General features: G+C 68.2%; 18 protein-coding genes. 13 read left to right on the top strand and 5 right to left on the bottom strand.

Annotation, left to right across the window (positions count from 1 at the left end; all coding sequences use genetic code 11):
• Positions 1-39 precede the first annotated feature (39 nt).
• The 9 genes from AC0J5J_RS07865 to AC0J5J_RS07825 all read left to right on the top strand — a co-directional run bounded on the left by AC0J5J_RS07865 (position 40) and on the right by AC0J5J_RS07825 (position 5980).
• Positions 40-396: a holo-ACP synthase gene (locus AC0J5J_RS07865; protein WP_134424434.1), complete on the top strand. Its 357-nt coding sequence runs from the start codon at positions 40-42 to the stop codon at positions 394-396.
• Entirely contained in the window at positions 393-1547 is a 1155-nt protein-coding gene (alr, locus tag AC0J5J_RS07860) for an alanine racemase (protein ID WP_474897402.1), read from the top strand. Before AC0J5J_RS07865 ends, alr begins: the two co-directional genes overlap by 4 nt.
• A complete protein-coding gene (tsaE, locus tag AC0J5J_RS07855; protein ID WP_420898534.1) occupies positions 1544-2056 on the top strand; it encodes a tRNA (adenosine(37)-N6)-threonylcarbamoyltransferase complex ATPase subunit type 1 TsaE in 513 nt (170 codons plus the stop codon). Before alr ends, tsaE begins: the two co-directional genes overlap by 4 nt.
• A 9-nt stretch (positions 2057-2065) precedes the next feature.
• Entirely contained in the window at positions 2066-2698 is a 633-nt protein-coding gene (tsaB, locus tag AC0J5J_RS07850) for a tRNA (adenosine(37)-N6)-threonylcarbamoyltransferase complex dimerization subunit type 1 TsaB (RefSeq protein WP_474897400.1), read from the top strand.
• The gene (gene rimI / locus AC0J5J_RS07845) at positions 2698-3210 is read left to right on the top strand and encodes a ribosomal protein S18-alanine N-acetyltransferase (RefSeq protein ID WP_134424437.1); all 513 of its coding nucleotides are present in this window, start codon (positions 2698-2700) and stop codon (positions 3208-3210) included. Before tsaB ends, rimI begins: the two co-directional genes overlap by 1 nt.
• Positions 3207-4301 carry a tRNA (adenosine(37)-N6)-threonylcarbamoyltransferase complex transferase subunit TsaD gene (gene tsaD, locus AC0J5J_RS07840; RefSeq protein ID WP_474897398.1) on the top strand — a complete coding sequence of 365 codons (1095 nt, stop codon included), beginning with the start codon at positions 3207-3209 and terminating at the stop codon, positions 4299-4301. Before rimI ends, tsaD begins: the two co-directional genes overlap by 4 nt.
• A 136-nt stretch (positions 4302-4437) precedes the next feature.
• Positions 4438-4857 carry a DUF4190 domain-containing protein gene (locus AC0J5J_RS07835; protein WP_474897396.1) on the top strand — a complete coding sequence of 140 codons (420 nt, stop codon included), beginning with the start codon at positions 4438-4440 and terminating at the stop codon, positions 4855-4857.
• A 93-nt stretch (positions 4858-4950) separates the two neighbouring features.
• Positions 4951-5550 (top strand): DUF4190 domain-containing protein, encoded by a 600-nt coding sequence (locus tag AC0J5J_RS07830; RefSeq protein ID WP_474897394.1) that lies wholly within the window; start codon positions 4951-4953, stop codon positions 5548-5550.
• A gap of 19 nt (positions 5551-5569) precedes the next feature.
• On the top strand, positions 5570-5980 hold the full coding sequence (locus AC0J5J_RS07825; RefSeq protein WP_474897392.1) for a hypothetical protein: 411 nt from the start codon (positions 5570-5572) through the stop codon (positions 5978-5980).
• Positions 5981-5997: 17 nt separating this feature from the next.
• Here AC0J5J_RS07825 and AC0J5J_RS07820 read toward each other — a convergent pair whose 3' ends face one another.
• On the bottom strand, positions 5998-7197 hold the full coding sequence (locus AC0J5J_RS07820) for a class I SAM-dependent methyltransferase (protein WP_474897390.1): 1200 nt from the start codon (positions 7195-7197) through the stop codon (positions 5998-6000).
• Between the two features lie 128 nt (positions 7198-7325).
• Between AC0J5J_RS07820 and groES the strand changes: the two genes are divergently transcribed.
• The 4 genes from groES (at position 7326) to AC0J5J_RS07800 (ending at position 10860) form a co-directional block, all read left to right on the top strand.
• On the top strand, positions 7326-7622 hold the full coding sequence (gene groES / locus AC0J5J_RS07815) for a co-chaperone GroES (protein ID WP_066597535.1): 297 nt from the start codon (positions 7326-7328) through the stop codon (positions 7620-7622).
• 131 nt (positions 7623-7753) lie between these two features.
• Positions 7754-8665, top strand: a complete 912-nt coding sequence (gene rarD / locus AC0J5J_RS07810; RefSeq protein WP_241972644.1) for an EamA family transporter RarD — start codon at positions 7754-7756, stop codon at positions 8663-8665.
• Between the two features lie 47 nt (positions 8666-8712).
• The gene (locus tag AC0J5J_RS07805) at positions 8713-9438 is read left to right on the top strand and encodes an ABC transporter substrate-binding protein (protein ID WP_474897388.1); all 726 of its coding nucleotides are present in this window, start codon (positions 8713-8715) and stop codon (positions 9436-9438) included.
• 126 nt (positions 9439-9564) lie between these two features.
• The gene (locus AC0J5J_RS07800) at positions 9565-10860 is read left to right on the top strand and encodes an ABC transporter substrate-binding protein (RefSeq protein ID WP_474897386.1); all 1296 of its coding nucleotides are present in this window, start codon (positions 9565-9567) and stop codon (positions 10858-10860) included.
• A 392-nt stretch (positions 10861-11252) separates the two neighbouring features.
• On the opposite strand, the gene AC0J5J_RS07795 is transcribed toward AC0J5J_RS07800, so the two are convergent.
• Genes AC0J5J_RS07795 through AC0J5J_RS07780 form a run of 4 tightly spaced genes read right to left on the bottom strand, consistent with a single transcriptional unit; the run spans position 11253 to position 15196 of the window.
• Positions 11253-12023: an ABC transporter ATP-binding protein gene (locus tag AC0J5J_RS07795; RefSeq protein ID WP_134423762.1), complete on the bottom strand. Its 771-nt coding sequence runs from the start codon at positions 12021-12023 to the stop codon at positions 11253-11255.
• Entirely contained in the window at positions 12020-12934 is a 915-nt protein-coding gene (locus AC0J5J_RS07790) for an ABC transporter ATP-binding protein (protein ID WP_134423761.1), read from the bottom strand. The genes AC0J5J_RS07795 and AC0J5J_RS07790 overlap by 4 nt, the downstream gene beginning before the upstream one ends.
• Positions 12924-13904 carry a branched-chain amino acid ABC transporter permease gene (locus AC0J5J_RS07785; protein WP_134363397.1) on the bottom strand — a complete coding sequence of 327 codons (981 nt, stop codon included), beginning with the start codon at positions 13902-13904 and terminating at the stop codon, positions 12924-12926. Before AC0J5J_RS07785 ends, AC0J5J_RS07790 begins: the two co-directional genes overlap by 11 nt.
• 14 nt (positions 13905-13918) lie before the next feature.
• Positions 13919-15196 carry a branched-chain amino acid ABC transporter permease gene (locus tag AC0J5J_RS07780; RefSeq protein WP_134423760.1) on the bottom strand — a complete coding sequence of 426 codons (1278 nt, stop codon included), beginning with the start codon at positions 15194-15196 and terminating at the stop codon, positions 13919-13921.
• Positions 15197-15300: the final 104 nt, after the last annotated feature.

Below are 15300 nucleotides of genomic sequence, written 5' to 3'. Positions count from 1 at the left end.
CCGAGGCGGAGCGGACGGGGAGCAGCGCAGGGTGAACGGATGATCCGGGGCATCGGGGTCGACATCGTCGACCTCGCCCGCTTCGAACGGCAGGTCCTGCGCACGCCGGGGCTGATCGCCCGGCTCTTCACGCCAGCCGAGCGCGGCCTGCCGGTGAACTCCCTGGCCGCGCGTTTCGCGGCCAAGGAGGCTCTGATCAAAGCCCTCGGCGACAGCGCCGGCGTCAGCTGGCAGGAGATGGACGTCGTCACCGACACGCACGGCAATCCCGGTTTCGTGCTGACCGGAGCCGCCGCCGCGGCCCTGGCCGTGCGGGGCATCGACACGGTGCACCTCACCATGACCCACGACGCCGGGGTGGCCTGCGCGTTCGTGGTCGCGGAAGGACACGCATGACCGGCTATCGCGAGGCCGTCATCGATCTCGGTGCCGTGTCCGCCAACGTCGCCCACCTGAAGAGCGTGATCGGCACGCCGCACCTGATGGCCGTCGTCAAGGCGAACGCCTACGGCCATGGGGCCGTGCCGGTCGCCCGCGCCGCGCTCGCCGCCGGCGCCGACTGGCTCGGCGTGGCCGACATCGACGAGGCGCTCCAGCTGCGGAGCGCCGGCATCGACGCGCCCCTGCTGGCGTGGCTGCACGATCCGGATGCCGATTTCGCCGCCGCCCTCGCCCGGAACGTGTCCCTCGGGCTGTCGTCCGTGCGGCAGCTGCACCAGGTGGCGGAGGCCGCGGGCACGCTCGGCGTCGTGGCGGACGTGCACATCAAACTGGAGACCGGGCTCAACCGCAACGGCGTGCACGAACCGGACTGGGCCGAGGCGTTCGCGCTGGCGGCCGAGCTCGAGCAGGCCGGCCGGCTCATCGTGACGGGCGTTTTCAGCCACCTCGCGAACGCCTCCCCGGAGGATGACGCCGAGGCGATCGTCCGCTTCGAACGCGGGCTCGCCGTCGCCCGCGCCGCGGGCCTGACCCCGTCGCTGATCCATCTTGCCTCCACTGCCGCGGCCCTGCGGGTCCCGGCGGCGCGGTACACCATGGTGCGCGTCGGCATCGGCATCTACGGGTTGTCGCCATTCACGGACCAGAGCTCTCATGACCTGGGCCTCCGACCGGCCATGACTTTTCGAGGGCGGATTGCCGCGGTCCGTCTGGTGGCTGCCGGCGCCGGGGTCTCCTACGACTACCTGTGGCGGGCTCCCACTGACGGCTACCTCGCCCTGGTGCCCCTCGGCTACGCGGACGGGGTACCGCGTCAGGCATCCGGCACCGCGCTGGTCAGCCTGGCGGGGCGGCTCCATCCCCTCGTCGGGCGCATCGCGATGGACCAGTTCGTCGTCAGCGTCGGCCGGGAGGGCGTCGCGGTCGGTGACGAGGTCGTGCTCTTCGGCGACCCGGCCACCGGCGTTCCGAGCGCCACCGACTGGGCCGACGCCGCCGGCACGATCAACTACGAGATCGTCACCCGGATCGGGAACCGGGTTCCCCGCAGCTATCGGGACGCCCCCGGTGACGCCGTCGGCACCGCCCGCGGCGGTGAGCGATGATGCGCACCGTCATCCCCGACGCCGCCGCAATGCACGAGTTCGGCCGTTCGGTGGCGGCACTGCTGCGGGCCGGTGACCTGATCGTGCTGACCGGGCCGCTCGGAGCAGGGAAGACCACCTTCACCCGCGGACTCGGGGAGGGGCTGCAGGTGCGGGGTGCGGTCACCAGCCCCACGTTCGTGCTCGCCCGCACCCACCCCAGCACGGTGGGCGGGCCCCCGCTCGTGCACGTCGACGCCTACCGGCTCGGAAGCGCCCTCGAACTGGACGACCTCGACATCGATTTCGCCCGGTCCATCGTCGTCGTCGAGTGGGGCCGCGGCATGCTGGACGGCCTCGCCGACGCCTGGCTGGACATCGAGATCGAACGGCCGGTCGGGGCCTCGCAGGCCGAGGCATCCGTCGTCACGGCCCACCCCGACGAGGTGCTCGACCTGGACGAGCCGCGCACGGTCACGGTGACCCCGCACGGCCCCCGCTGGGCTGACTCCGGCGCATTCAACGAATAGGCTGGTGAGGTGCTTCTCGCCATCGATACTTCCGCCGGGACGAGCGTCGCGGTCGTCGACCTCGCCCGAGGCGTGATCGCCGAACAGTCCACCAGCGACACCATGCGCCACGCCGAGGTGGTCGGCCGCCTGATCGCCGACTGCCTCCGCGACGCGGCCGTGCCGATCAGCGCCCTGTCCGCCGTGGTCGGCGGCATGGGCCCCGGGCCGTTCACCGGCCTGCGCGTGGGCATCGCCGCCGCGCGGGTCTTCGCCCTCGGCGCCGGTGTGCCGTTCGTACCGGTCGTCAGTCACGATGCGCTCGCCTTCGGTCACTACCAGGCGGGCCACTCCGGCCCACTGGTCGTCGTCACCGACGCCCGGCGGCGCGAGGTGAACTGGTCCGTGTACAGCGGGACGGATGCCGTGGGCCTCCCGATCCGGGTCGACGGGCCGGGCGTGGCCAAGCCGGCCGTGCTGCTCGAGGCCGCGTGGGTCCACGCCGCAGTGCCCCGCTTCGACGCGGTCGGCGTATCGGCGGGGGACCTGGGGCAGGTCGCCGAGTTGATGTGGGCGCACCAGCGCCCGTTCGCCGTCGACGAGGCGCTGTACCTGCGCTCGCCCGACGTCACCCTGTCCAACGGCCCGAAGCGGGTGAGCTGATGACCTGGCAGCTGCGCCGTGCGAAAGCCGATGACGTGCAGGCGATCATGACCCTCGAGACCCGCATCTTCGTCAATGACGCCTGGTCCGCTGACGCGATGGCCCACGACGTGGTCAGCCCCGACTGCTACTACCTGGTGGCCTTCCCGCCGGGCCGGCCCGACCGGATCGAGGCGTACGCGGGCCTGCTGGCTCCGGCCGGGGCGCACGAAGGTGATATTCAGACCATCGCGGTCAGCGAGCAGGCCCGCGGGCATGGCCTCGGCCGAACGCTGATGCTCAGCCTGATCACCGAAGCCCGGAAGAGGGGCGTGCGGGAGGTGTTCCTCGAGGTGCGCGCCGACAATCCGCCGGCCCAGGAACTCTACCGCCGGCTCGGCTTCGAGGAGCTGGGCATCCGGCGCGGCTACTACCAGCCCGACAACGTCGACGCGATCGTGATGCGCCTGCACGTGCCTGACCCCGAGATGATGATGACGCCGGCCGAGTCCGCGCCGGAGGCCACCGAATGACCGGCGTGAACGACCCCCTGGCCCTGAACCGCACGAACCCGCTCGTGCTCGGCATCGAGACCTCGTGCGACGAGACGGGGATCGGCATCGTGCGCGGCACCGTGCTGCTCTCGAACACGATCGCGTCATCGATGGACGAACATGCCCGCTACGGGGGAGTGGTGCCGGAGGTGGCAGCGCGCGCTCATCTCGAGGAACTGGTGCCGGCGATCCGGGCGGCGACGCTCGAGGCCGGCATCAGTTTGGACGACATCGACGCCGTGGCCGTGACCTGCGGCCCCGGTCTGGCCGGTGCGCTCATGGTGGGGGTCGGCGCGGCCAAGGCGCTCGCCATCTCCCTCGGCAAACCGATCTACGCGGTCAACCACCTCGTCGGCCACGTCGGCGCCGACGTGCTGCGCCTCGGCGCCGACGACACCACCGAGCCGCTCGAATACCCCACCATCGCGCTGCTCGTCAGCGGCGGGCACACCTCGCTGCTGCTGGTGCGCGACCTGGTCTCCGACGTCGAACTGCTCGGCGAGACCATCGACGACGCGGCGGGCGAGGCCTTCGACAAGGTGGCCCGTCTGCTCGGCCTGCCGTACCCGGGCGGACCCCAGATCGACAAGGCGGCGCTGGAGGGCAACCCCTCCGCCATCCGTTTCCCCCGCGGGCTCAGCCAGACCAAGGACATGGAGAAGCACCGCTACGACTTCTCCTTCTCCGGGCTGAAAACGTCGGTGGCCCGCTGGGTCGAGCAGAAACGCGACGCCGGCGAACCGGTGCCGATCCCCGATGTCGCCGCCAGTTTCCGCGAGTCGGTCGTGGACATCCTGCTGACCAAGGCCGTGGCGGCCTGCGTCGACCTGGGCGTGCCGCGGTTGCTGCTGGGTGGCGGCGTCATCGCCAACGCCCGGCTGCGCCAGGTGGCCCAGGAACGCACGGATGCCGCCGGCATCGCCCTGCGCATCCCGCCTCTATCGCTCTGCACCGACAACGGCGCGATGATCGCCGCCCTCGGGGCTCAGCTGATCATGGCCGGGCATGAGCCCTCGTCGCTGGAATTCGGCGCGGATTCGACCCTTCCGGTATCCGACATCCAGGTCTGAAGCCCCGATCACCGGCGTTTCGCCGTCGGGCGGGTATTCTGGGCTTCGGCAGGCCCCGCTCGCGGCACCTGTCCCGCTGTCCCGCCGGGAGCCACCCCGGCAGCCCAGATGCACCATTCTCAAAGGAGCACGCGACATGACCGATCCGAATCAGCCTCCGGTAACCCCGCCCCCGATGTTCCAGCCGCCGGCTGCCCCGGCGCCCGGCGCCGAGACTCCGGCCCCGCAGCAGCAGGGTGCACCCCAGGCTGCCCCGGCGTACGGGCAGCAGCCCTACCAGCAGCCCTACGCGCAGCAGTCCGCGACCGAGAAATACAACGTGCTGTCCATCGTGTCGCTGGTGACGAGCGTGCTGGGGATCTCCCTGGCCGGCATCATCTGCGGCCACATCGGCCTGAGCCAGATCGGCCGGACCGGCGAAAAGGGCCGCGGGCTCGCGATCGCCGGCCTCGTCCTGGGCTATCTCGGGATCGTCGCCGGCATCATCCTGATGGTCGTTCTCATCCCGGTGATGGTCGCGATCCTCAACGACCCGTCCATGGTCGACAGCTTCTGACACAGCGGCCGTTGGCCGCCACCTGGGTTGCTAGCCGGTGACCCCAGACAACCTGCGACGCATACTGCGCCGTTCGGAAAGGAATGAACTCGCATGAGCGATTCGAATACTCCCAGCAACCCCGAGGTCCCGCAGGTGCCCGACGTCCCGCAGGTGCCCGATGTGCCTCAGGTTCCGGACATCCCGCGATCCGACGCAGGTACGGATGTCCCGACCGCGCCGCCTGCCTATGGCACGCCGGCCGCGCCGCCCGCCTACGGCGCCCCGACCCCGCCGCCCGCCTACGGCACCCCGACCCCGCCGCCCGCCTACGGCGCCCCGACCGGCCCGCCCGCCTATGGTGCACCCACGGCCGCCCAGGCACCGGCCTACGGCACCCCCTACGCGGGTTACGGCACTGAACCCGCCACGAAGCAGCCGATCCTGAGCATCCTGGCACTTGTCGCCGGAATCGTCGGTATCCTCGGCGCCCCGGTCGGCTTCATCCCGATCGTGGGCGGTATCCTCGGACTCTTCATCCCGGCCGCAGCCGTCATCCTGGGTTTCCTCGGCAAGTCGAAGGAACCGAGGGCGAAGGGGTTCTGGCTGACCGGCCTCATCACCGGTTTCATCGGCGTCGGCCTGGCCCTCATCAGCATCGTGGCCTGGGCCGTGCTCTTCGCCAGCGTTCCCAGCGACTACTCCACGTTCTGAGCCGGAGCTGGCGACACCGATGGCTGGGGAGTACCGGGACCGGTCCCGCGATGACCAATTCCGGTTAGACCTCACCCGGCCGTCGGCGCCCGTCGAGGGAGAACTGGACTACGCGTCCACCATCACGGCTCCCACCGAATGGGTGCCCTACGTCTACACCGACAGTGAACTCAGCGCCCGCTCCGGCCGGGGCGGGCTGTCCGTTGCGGCACTCATCTTTGGGCTGCTCGGGCTGGGCATCGCCGTCTTCGGGGTGTGGGGTGCTGCACTGTCCCTGGCCGCGGTCGTCCTGGCAGTCATGGCCCGCATCACCGAGCGGCGCCCCGGTGCCGTGTGGGCCTACGGGCTGGCCACCGGTCTGGCCGGCCTGGTCCTGGCTGTCATCTGGGTTCTGATCGTCATGCGGGCCCTGACGTTCGTGCCGGGCTGAACTCGGCGGCGGCGACGTCAGTCGATCGGCGCAACCCGTTCCACCAGAAGGGCGACCCGCTGCCCGGCCGCGCGGGTGAGTATCAGCGTGCCGGACTCCGGCCCCTTGAGTTTCAGCCTGGTGCGCAGGGTGGCGGGATCGACGTCGACGCCCCGCTTCTTGATTTCGAGCGTGCCGATGCGGCGCTCCTGCAGGGCCAGCCGCAGTTTCCTCTCGTCGACCGGCAGCAGCTCCAGCACCCGGAACGCGGTGGCGAAGGGCGTGCGCTGCAGCGTCGGGGAGGTGAGGTAAGCGATGGCGTCGCTCAGCATCCGTGCGTCGAGCGAACGGGCCAGGTCGCCGATCAGGCGGGCACGGATGATCGCACCGTCCGGCTCGTAGACGTAGTCACCCAGAACACCCACCGGGGCATCCTCGCTGTCGCCGGGTGCGGTCAATTCGTGGGTCCCGGTTCGGCCCAGTACGAGGGCGGAGCGACGGATGCCGGCACGCGCCAGCGCCCCGAACCACAGTCCCATCTCCACGAGCTTGCCGTCCACGGACACCCACTGCGCCTCGGCCGCCGCGGGGATGAGGTCGCGGTCGTGCCCCGGACCGAGCTTGACGCCGATGGGCAGCCGATCGCTGAGGCCGAAAACGAAGTCGAGATGCGGGGAATAGTCCTCGGGGCGGGTGAGGCGCTTGGTATTGGCGTGCCCGGCGGTGCGGCGGGCCGGGTCCAGCCAGGCCGCGTCGAAGCCGGCCAGGTCCACGTCTTCCGCGGCGGAGTGCAGCACGCTCGCGTTCTCGAACGGGGCCAGGTTGTAGCTGGCGACCGTCGCGGTCACCTCTTCGGCGTCCACCGCCGTCACGGTGAGATCCATCGCGGCCAGCGCCATGGCGTCGCCGCCGATCCCGCAGCCGAGGTCGACGACCCGGTTCAGGCCGGCGCCGGCGAACCGGCCGGCGTGCAGGGCGGCCACGCGCAGCCGCGTAGCCTGCTCGAGCCCGGCATCCGTGAAGAGCATGCGCCCGGCGAACTCACCGAATTTGGGCACAGCCTTGGCGCGCAGCCTCGACTGGCCGAGCACGGCGGTGACCAGGTCGGGGCTGTGGCCGGCCTTGCGCAGGTCGCTCACCACCCGCACGACATCGGCGGTCGCATCGTACGGCGGCAACGAGTCCAGCAGGCGCAAACCACCCGGCGACAACAGCTCGACGAGCTCTGAGCGTTCCATCGTGCAAACCTATCAACTCAGGCGCATCTGGCACTCACGTTGCGTGAGTGCCAGATGCGCCCTAAACTCGACTTAGCACTCTCGCTGTGAGTCTGCTAACTATGTCTTAGCTAAGAAAGAGGTCAACCGTGTCGGTCTCCATCAAGCCGCTCGAGGATCGCATCGTCATCAAGCAGGTCGACGCAGAGCAGACCACCGCATCAGGTCTGGTCATTCCTGACACCGCCAAGGAAAAGCCCCAGGAGGGCGAAGTTGTCGCAGTCGGCCCCGGCCGCATTGACGACAACGGCAACCGCATCCCGCTCGACGTCGCCGTCGGCGACAAGGTGATCTACTCCAAGTACGGCGGAACCGAGGTCAAGTTCGGTGGCGAGGACCTCCTCGTGCTGTCGGCTCGCGACGTGCTCGCAGTCGTCGTTCGCTAGTCTCACGAACTGATTGATAGAATCCCGGATGGCCTGGCCATCCGGGATTCTTCTTCGTTAAGAAAGGCGCGTCCGTGGAGCAAGGTCCGTCCTCACCTGGCACACCCCGAGGGGGCCGGGCAGCCCGGCCGGTGCGGTCGGAGCAGAGCAAGGGCCTGATCTACGCGATCCTCGCTTACGCCCTGTGGGGCATGCTGCCGCTCTTCTTCCTGCTGCTTTCCCCGAGCGGCGCCTTCGAGATCGTCGCGTGGCGGGTGCTCTTCTCCCTCGTCTTCTGCGCGCTTCTGATCACCGTCACCCGCAAGTGGCGTGCGTTCCTCGGCCTGCTGCGACGGCCCCGGATCGTGTTCACCATGGGGCTGGCCGGGCTGCTGATCTTCGTCAACTGGCAGACCTACGTTTTCGCCGCGCTGAGCGGCCACGTTGTCGAAGCCGCGCTGGGCTACTTCATCAACCCGATCGTCACGGTGTTCCTCGGCGTCCTTCTGTTGGGGGAGAAGCTCCGCCTGCTGCAGTGGGTGGCCGTGGGCATCAGCCTCGGGGCCGTGGTCGTGCTGACCGTCGGCTACGGATCGTTGCCGTGGGTGTCGCTGGTCCTCGCCTTCTCCTTCGGCTTCTACGGCCTGATCAAGAAACGGGTGGGCCGCGACGTCGACGCCGTCGCCGGGCTCACGCTCGAGACGATCTGGCTGGCGCCCATCGCCGTGGTTCAGCTGATCGTGGTGGCTTCGATCTCCGGCCTCACCATCGGCACCCTGTCGACCTGGCACACGCTGGGGTTGCTGGCGACGGGGATCGTGACCGCCGTCCCGCTCCTCTTCTTCGCGGCGGCGGCCCGACGTCTGCCGTTGACATACATGGGCCTGATCCAGTACTTCGCTCCGATCCTGCAGTTCCTGGTCGGCGTCTTCGTGCTCCGGGAACCGATGCCGCCCGAACGCTGGGTCGGTTTCGGCCTGGTCTGGGTGGCCCTGATCGTTCTCACCACGGACATGGTCCTCAGCGGTCGCGCTCCCCGGCGTGCGTCCCTCGAACCCGCGTGAGCCGGGTTACGCTCGGTGGCGCACCTCGTACGCGAAAGGACAACCGGATGCGCGCTGCTTCGACCCCCGTCAGCCTGATCGCAGTGGTTGCGTGCGTGCTGCTGCTCTCCGGTTGTGCGCCGCAGGTGACGCCAACCGTCGCCGCAACGCCTTCTGCCGCCCCCGCCGTGATCGAACCGACCGGCGACGGGACCGTGCGCATCGGCACCCTGTTCCCGATGACGGGCGATGCTGCCGCCAGCGGAGCCGCGCAGGTGGCCGGATCCGAACTGGCGGCCCGGGAGATCACCGAGCAGGGCCGGGTGCTCGGCACTCCGATCGAGCTCATCCACCGTGACTCCGCCGTCGCCGCGGCGGACTCCCTGACCGACCTGCTCACCCGGGGCGTCGACGTCGTGCTCTGGGACGCCACCATTCCCTTCCCGGACGACCTGGCCGCCGCGATCGCCGCAGCGCCGGTCGCGCTGCTGGCACTCGGTGATTTTGCGAACGGCGGCACGCCGCTGGAGGCCGGGCAGGAATTCGCGGCGCGCCTGCGCACCCTCGACCCCGGGCTGACGGCCACCGCCGGCGGCGGGGAGGCCTACGACGGGGTGGTCCTGACCGCGCTCGCCGCTGCCCGGGCCGGCGACGACGGGGGAGCCTCGATCACGCTCGGGATGGACCAGGTCAGCACGGGGTCGGTGAGCTGCTCCTCCTGGGGAGAATGTGCGGCCGCGATGGCCGATGCGCAACAGATCGCCTATGCGGGAGTCACCGGCCGCCGATCGTAACGATTGGGTCTGCGTTACACGGATGTAACACGGTTGCCTTGTTTCGTGCGATCCCTGTCAATAATGTGACAGAACGGTAGTCAATCGACCGCTGTCATTTCTCATTCTCTACTCCCAAGGAGCAACATGAGCGTATTCGCGAAGGCCTCGGCCTCCCGCTCAGTCCGGGCAGTCGTCACTGGAGTCGCCATGGTCGGCGTCAGTGCACTTCTGCTCACCGGATGCAGCAGCAACGCTGCAGATCCGGCTGAATCGGAAGCCCCCGCCGCGAGCGGAGACGCCCAGGCCATCAAGGCCGGCGACCGCGACCTGACCCTGAAGATCGGCACCATCCTTCCCCAGAGTGGCGCCCTGGCCTTCCTCGGCCCGCCCGAAGAAGCCGGCGTCGCGCTGGCCGTCAAGGACATCAACGACGCGAACCTCGGAATGACCGTCGAGGCCATCTTCCGTGACTCCGGCGACACCACGACGGACACCGCCACCGGTTCGGTGACCGACCTTCTTTCGCAGGACGTCTCCGCGATCATCGGTGCGGCGTCCTCGGGTGTGTCCAAGACCGTGATCGACCAGATCACCGGTGCCGGTGTCGTGCAGTTCTCCCCGGCCAACACCTCGGCGGACTTCACGAAGTACGCCGACAAGGACCTCTACTGGCGCACCGCCCCGTCCGACCTGCTGCAGGGCGAGGTTCTGGGCACCCAGATCGCCGAGGACGGCAACAGCACCCTCGGCCTGATCGTGCTCAACGACTCCTACGGCACCGGCCTGGCCGAGTCCACCACCGCGGCCTTCGAGGCTGCCGGCGGCGAGGTCGTCGCCACGTCGCTGTTCAACGAGGGTGACTCCAACTTCGCGGCCCAGATCTCCGAAGTGACCGCCGCCAACCCGGACGCGATCGCGCTGATCACGTTCGACCAGGCCAAGGTCATCACCCCTGCACTCGTCGGCTCCGGTTACCCCGGTGGCAACCTCTACTTCGTGGACGGCAACCTGGCCGACTACAGCAAGGACTTCGACGCCGGCATCATCACCGGAGCCAAGGGCACCCTGCCGGGTCTCGACGTGGGAACCCTCGGTGACTTCACCGACCGTCTTCTGGAAATCGACCCCACCCTGACCGACTTCAGCTACGCGGCCGAGTCCTACGACGCCGTCATGCTCGTGGCGATGGCGGCCTTCGCGGGCAACGACGTCTCGGGTGAGTCCATCTCCAAGTACCTCCGCCAGGTCTCGGGCGGAACCGGCGACGGCGAGACCGTCACCGACTTCGCGGCAGCTGCTGAAGCTCTCGTGGCCGGCGACCAGATCGACTACGACGGCTTCTCCGGCCCGGTCACGTTCGACGAGAACGGCGACCCGACCGAGGCAACCATCGGCGTCTACGAGTACATCGAAGACAACACGTACAAGCGCATCAACTAGTCAGTGATCAGTCGCTGACTGATCCCTGACACGTGAAGGGCCCCGACTTCGGTCGGGGCCCTTTTCGTGCGCCCAGCGCCGCCACAGGGCCCGCGGCGACCCCGGCATCCGTCGCTCGTGCCCCTCGCGCCCCCGCGACCCTCGCGACGTGGCGCACCCTGTGGAAGCGGGCGCACGTTCTACCCTGCGCCCGCTTCCACAACCTGCGCCGCGCGCCCCGCTCGCATCCGGCACCTTCGGTCGAGTTCGCATGGCGCACGTGGCGAAGTCGATCGGAACCGTCGAACTCGCCCCGGGCACGTCGCCCCGGGCACGCAGAAGCGGCGCCCGAGGATCTCGGGCGCCGCTTCTGTGTGCAGGTCGTGCGGTGTCGTGCGGTCGTGCAGTTGTGGCTAGTCGTCCTGGCCGAGGGTGCCGAGGTAGAGACCGATCACCTTGGGATCGTTCAGCAGCTCCCGTCCGGTGCCCGTGTAGGCGTCGCGGCCCTGGTCGAGCACGTAGCCGCGGTCGCAGATCTGCAGGCAGCGGCGGGCGTTCTGCTCCACCATGATGGTGGTGACGCCGGCCTTGTTGATCTCCTTGACGCGCAGGAAGGCTTCGTCCTGACGCACCGGGGAGAGCCCGGCGCTCGGCTCGTCGAGCAGCAGCACGTGCGGGCCCATCATCAGTGCCCGCGACATGGCCACCATCTGGCGTTCGCCGCCCGACAGCGACCCGGCACGCTGCTGCAGCCGCTTCTTCAGCTCCGGGAAGATCTCGGTGACGAACTCGAGACGCTCGTGCAGGCCCTTCGGCTTCAGGAACATTCCCATCTCCAGGTTCTCCTGGATGGTCAGGGTGGGGAAGACGTTGTTCGTCTGCGGCACGAACCCGACACCCTTGGCGACGAGCTTGTTCGCCTTGAGGTTGGTGATGTTCTCACCGCGCAGCAGGATCTCACCCTCCCGCACCTTGACCTGGCCGAAGATCGACTTGAGCAGCGTGGACTTGCCGGCGCCGTTCGGGCCGATGATCCCGATCAGCTCGCCGTCGTAGGCGGTCAGGGAGCAGGCGTTGAGGATGTTGACGCCCGGCAGGTAGCCGGCCGTCACGGTCTTGACCTCGACGACGGGCTGCCCGGTGGGTGCGTAGGCCGGTGCGGCGGCAGGGCTAGTGTTCGTCACTCGAGCAGCTCCTTAATGGCTTCGACATGTTCTGATTCGGCGGCCGGATCCTCGCCGAGGTCCTCGTCGTGGTGCTGGCCCAGGTAGGCGTCGATCACGGCGGGATTGCGCATCACCTCGTGCGGGTCGCCTTCGGCGACCACCCGGCCCTCGGCCATGACGATGACCCAGTCGGCGATGTGGCGAACCATGTGCATGTCGTGCTCGACGAACAGCACCGTCATGCCCTCTGACTTCAGGTTCAGGATGTGGTCCAGCAGCGACTGCGTCAGTGCCGGGTTCACCCCGGCCATCGGCTCGTCGAGCATGACCAGGCTCGGCACGCTCATCAGCGCCCGCGCCATCTCGAGCAGCTTGCGCTGCCCGCCGGAGAGGCTGGCGGCGTAGTCGTCCTTCTTGGCGTCGAGTTTGAACCGTTCGAGGATGTCGATGGCCCGAGCCTTGTTCGCCTCCTCCTGCTTGCGCCAGAAGAAGGGGAAGATCGCCCGGAACAGGTTCTCTCCGGCCTGGCCCTTGGCGCCGAGCAGCATGTTGTCCATGACCGTCAGCAGGCCGAGGGCCTTGGTGAGCTGGAAGGTGCGCACCTGGCCCATCCGGGCCACCTTGAAGGCGGGCATGCCCGAGAGCGGGCGGCCCTCGAACGTCCACGAACCGGTGTCGGGCTTGTCGAATCCGGTGAGCAGGTTGAACAGGGTCGTCTTGCCGGCCCCGTTGGGCCCGATCAGAGCCGTGATGGCTCCGCGGGGGATTTCCACGTGGTCGACATCGACGGCCTTGAGCCCGCCGAAGGTGCGGCTCACGCCGTCGGCCACCAGGATCGGGTCGCGCTTCTTGCAGCCCGGTTCGGCCTCACCGATGTGCAGGTCGGTCGACTTGATCGGCTTGTTGCTGGGAACGGTGTTATTTGACAAAGGCCAACTCCTTTTTATTTCCGAAGATGCCCTGCGGTCTGAAGATGACTATGAGCATGATCGCCACTCCCACCAGGATGAAGCGCAGCTGGCCGGCCTGGATGCTGGTCATGAACGGAATCCAGCCGGCTTCCACCGCACGGGCGATGAACCCGGAGAAGAAGGAGAGCAGCACCCAGAAGACCATCGAGCCGATGACCGGCCCGAGGATCGTCGACGCGCCGCCGAGTAGCAGGATCGCGTAGATGAAGAACGTCAGAGACGTCTGATAGTTCGAGGGCACCACGGCACGGGGGAGCACGAAGATCATGCCCGCGATCGTGCCGAACGCGCCGCCGAGGATCAGGGACTGCATCTTGTAGGAGTAGACGTTCTTGCCGAGCGCGCGCACGGCATCCTCGTCTTCACGGATTCCCTTGATCACGCGACCCCACGGGCTGCGCATGATCTGCCAGGTGAACAGGCAGGCGAGAGCCACGATCGACCAGGCCACGATGCGCAGCCACCAGTCGTACTCGTTGTACTCGAAGGGGCCGAAGCCGTAGCGGCCCTCGGGGATGGGGTTGAGGCCGGCGAAACCGCCCTTGTACCCGCTCAGCCCGTTCGCGGAACCGGTGATGGCCTGGAACGTGTTCGTCGTGAACAGGAGGCGCACGATCTCGGCCGCGGCGATCGTCACGATCGCCAGGTAGTCCGCCCGCAGGCGCAGGGTCGGAATGCCCAGGATCAGGGCGAAGATGACGGATGCGCCGATCCCCACCAGCACGGCACCCCAGACGGGGAAGCCGAAGCTGAGGGTGGAGATGGCGAACCCGTAGGCGCCGAGGGCCATGAAGCCGGCCTGGCCGAAGTTCAGAAGGCCGGTGTATCCGAAGTGGATCGCCAGCCCGAGCGCCGCGAGGGCGTAGGCGGCGGTGGTCGGGCTGATCAGCTCGACGGCTGCGTTGCTAAAGATTGCTCCCCAGTCGATCATCGGATGCCCTTCTAGCCAATTCTCTCTTTGCGACCCAGGATGCCTTGCGGCCGAAGCAGCAGCACCAGGATCAGCACGACAAGTGCACCGACGTATTTAAGGTCGGAGGGAAGCCACAGCGTCGACAGTTCGACGAACAGGCCGACGATGATCGAACCGATCAGGGCGCCGAAGGCGGTGCCGAGACCGCCGAGGGTCACAGCCGCGAACACGAGCAGCAGGATCTGGAAGCCCATGTCCCAGCTGACGCCGGGGCGGAAGTAGGCCCACAGCACGCCGCTGAGCCCGGCGAGGCCGCCACCGAGCACCCAGACGATCCGGATGACGCCATCGACGTCGATCCCGCTGGCCGAGGCCAGACTGGGATTGTCGGACACGGCGCGGGTGGCCTTGCCGATACGGGTGCGCAGCAGGAAGTAGGAGACCGCCAGCAGCACCACGATGCTGACGCCCATGCTGGCCAGGTCGATCGCCGAGAGCCGGATCGGACCGAGCTGCATGTCCGCCAGGCCGGAGCCGGGAAGCTGACTGGTTCCGCCGCCGACGAAGATCTGGAACAGGTAGCGGAGGGCGAGGGAGAGTCCGATGCTCACGATCATCAGCGGGATCAAGCCGACGCCTTTGCGGCGCAGCGGTTTCCAGATTGCCGCGTCCAGGCTCCAGCCGAGACCTGCACTGAGCACGATCGCGACGATGATCGCCAACCAGATCGGAACTCCCAGGGTGACCGAGAACAGGAGCGTCATCAGCGCGCCGAAGGTGATCATCTCGGCGTGGGCGAAGTTGCTCAGCCCGGTGGTGCCGAAGATCAGGGACAGCCCGATCGCGGCGAGGGCCAGAAGCAGACCGAAGTTCAACCCGTTGACGAAACGATTGACGAACTGGTCGAAGAAGCTGACCGTCGTGCGCACGCCCTCGCCGAGGAAGAAGTTGACCGCCTTGACCTTGGTGAGGCCGAACTCTGCCTCGGTCGTGCTGCCGCCCTTGGCGACGATGACGCCCTCGGGCAGCGTGTCCTCGTCGAGGGAGACGGTGTAGGTGGCCTTCTCGGGCACACCCACCTTCCACTTGCCGTCGACGCCCGTCTTCACGGATGCCTCGTAGCCGGATCCCTCGACGGTGATCAACACGCCCTCGAGCGGTTCCTGATTGAACTGCACGTTGCCGGAGAGGACGAAGTCATACTCATCGGTGCCCACCTCGTCGGCGTGAGCCGGACCGGCGGAGAGCGTGGCGAATGTGGACATCGTCAAGGCTGCGAAGAGCAGGCCGAGAAAGATCACCAGCATCCTGGGTGAGAATCTGCGAACAGCTTCAGTGGAATTCACTGCACCTCCATGGGGGCACCGTTGGGTCTGCGACCGAGCGTGCCCCGGGTCTCACCTGCCAACAT

The organism is Cryobacterium sp. TS_SC_7 (assembly GCF_056156285.1).
This window is presented reverse-complemented; position numbering and strand designations above follow the sequence as displayed.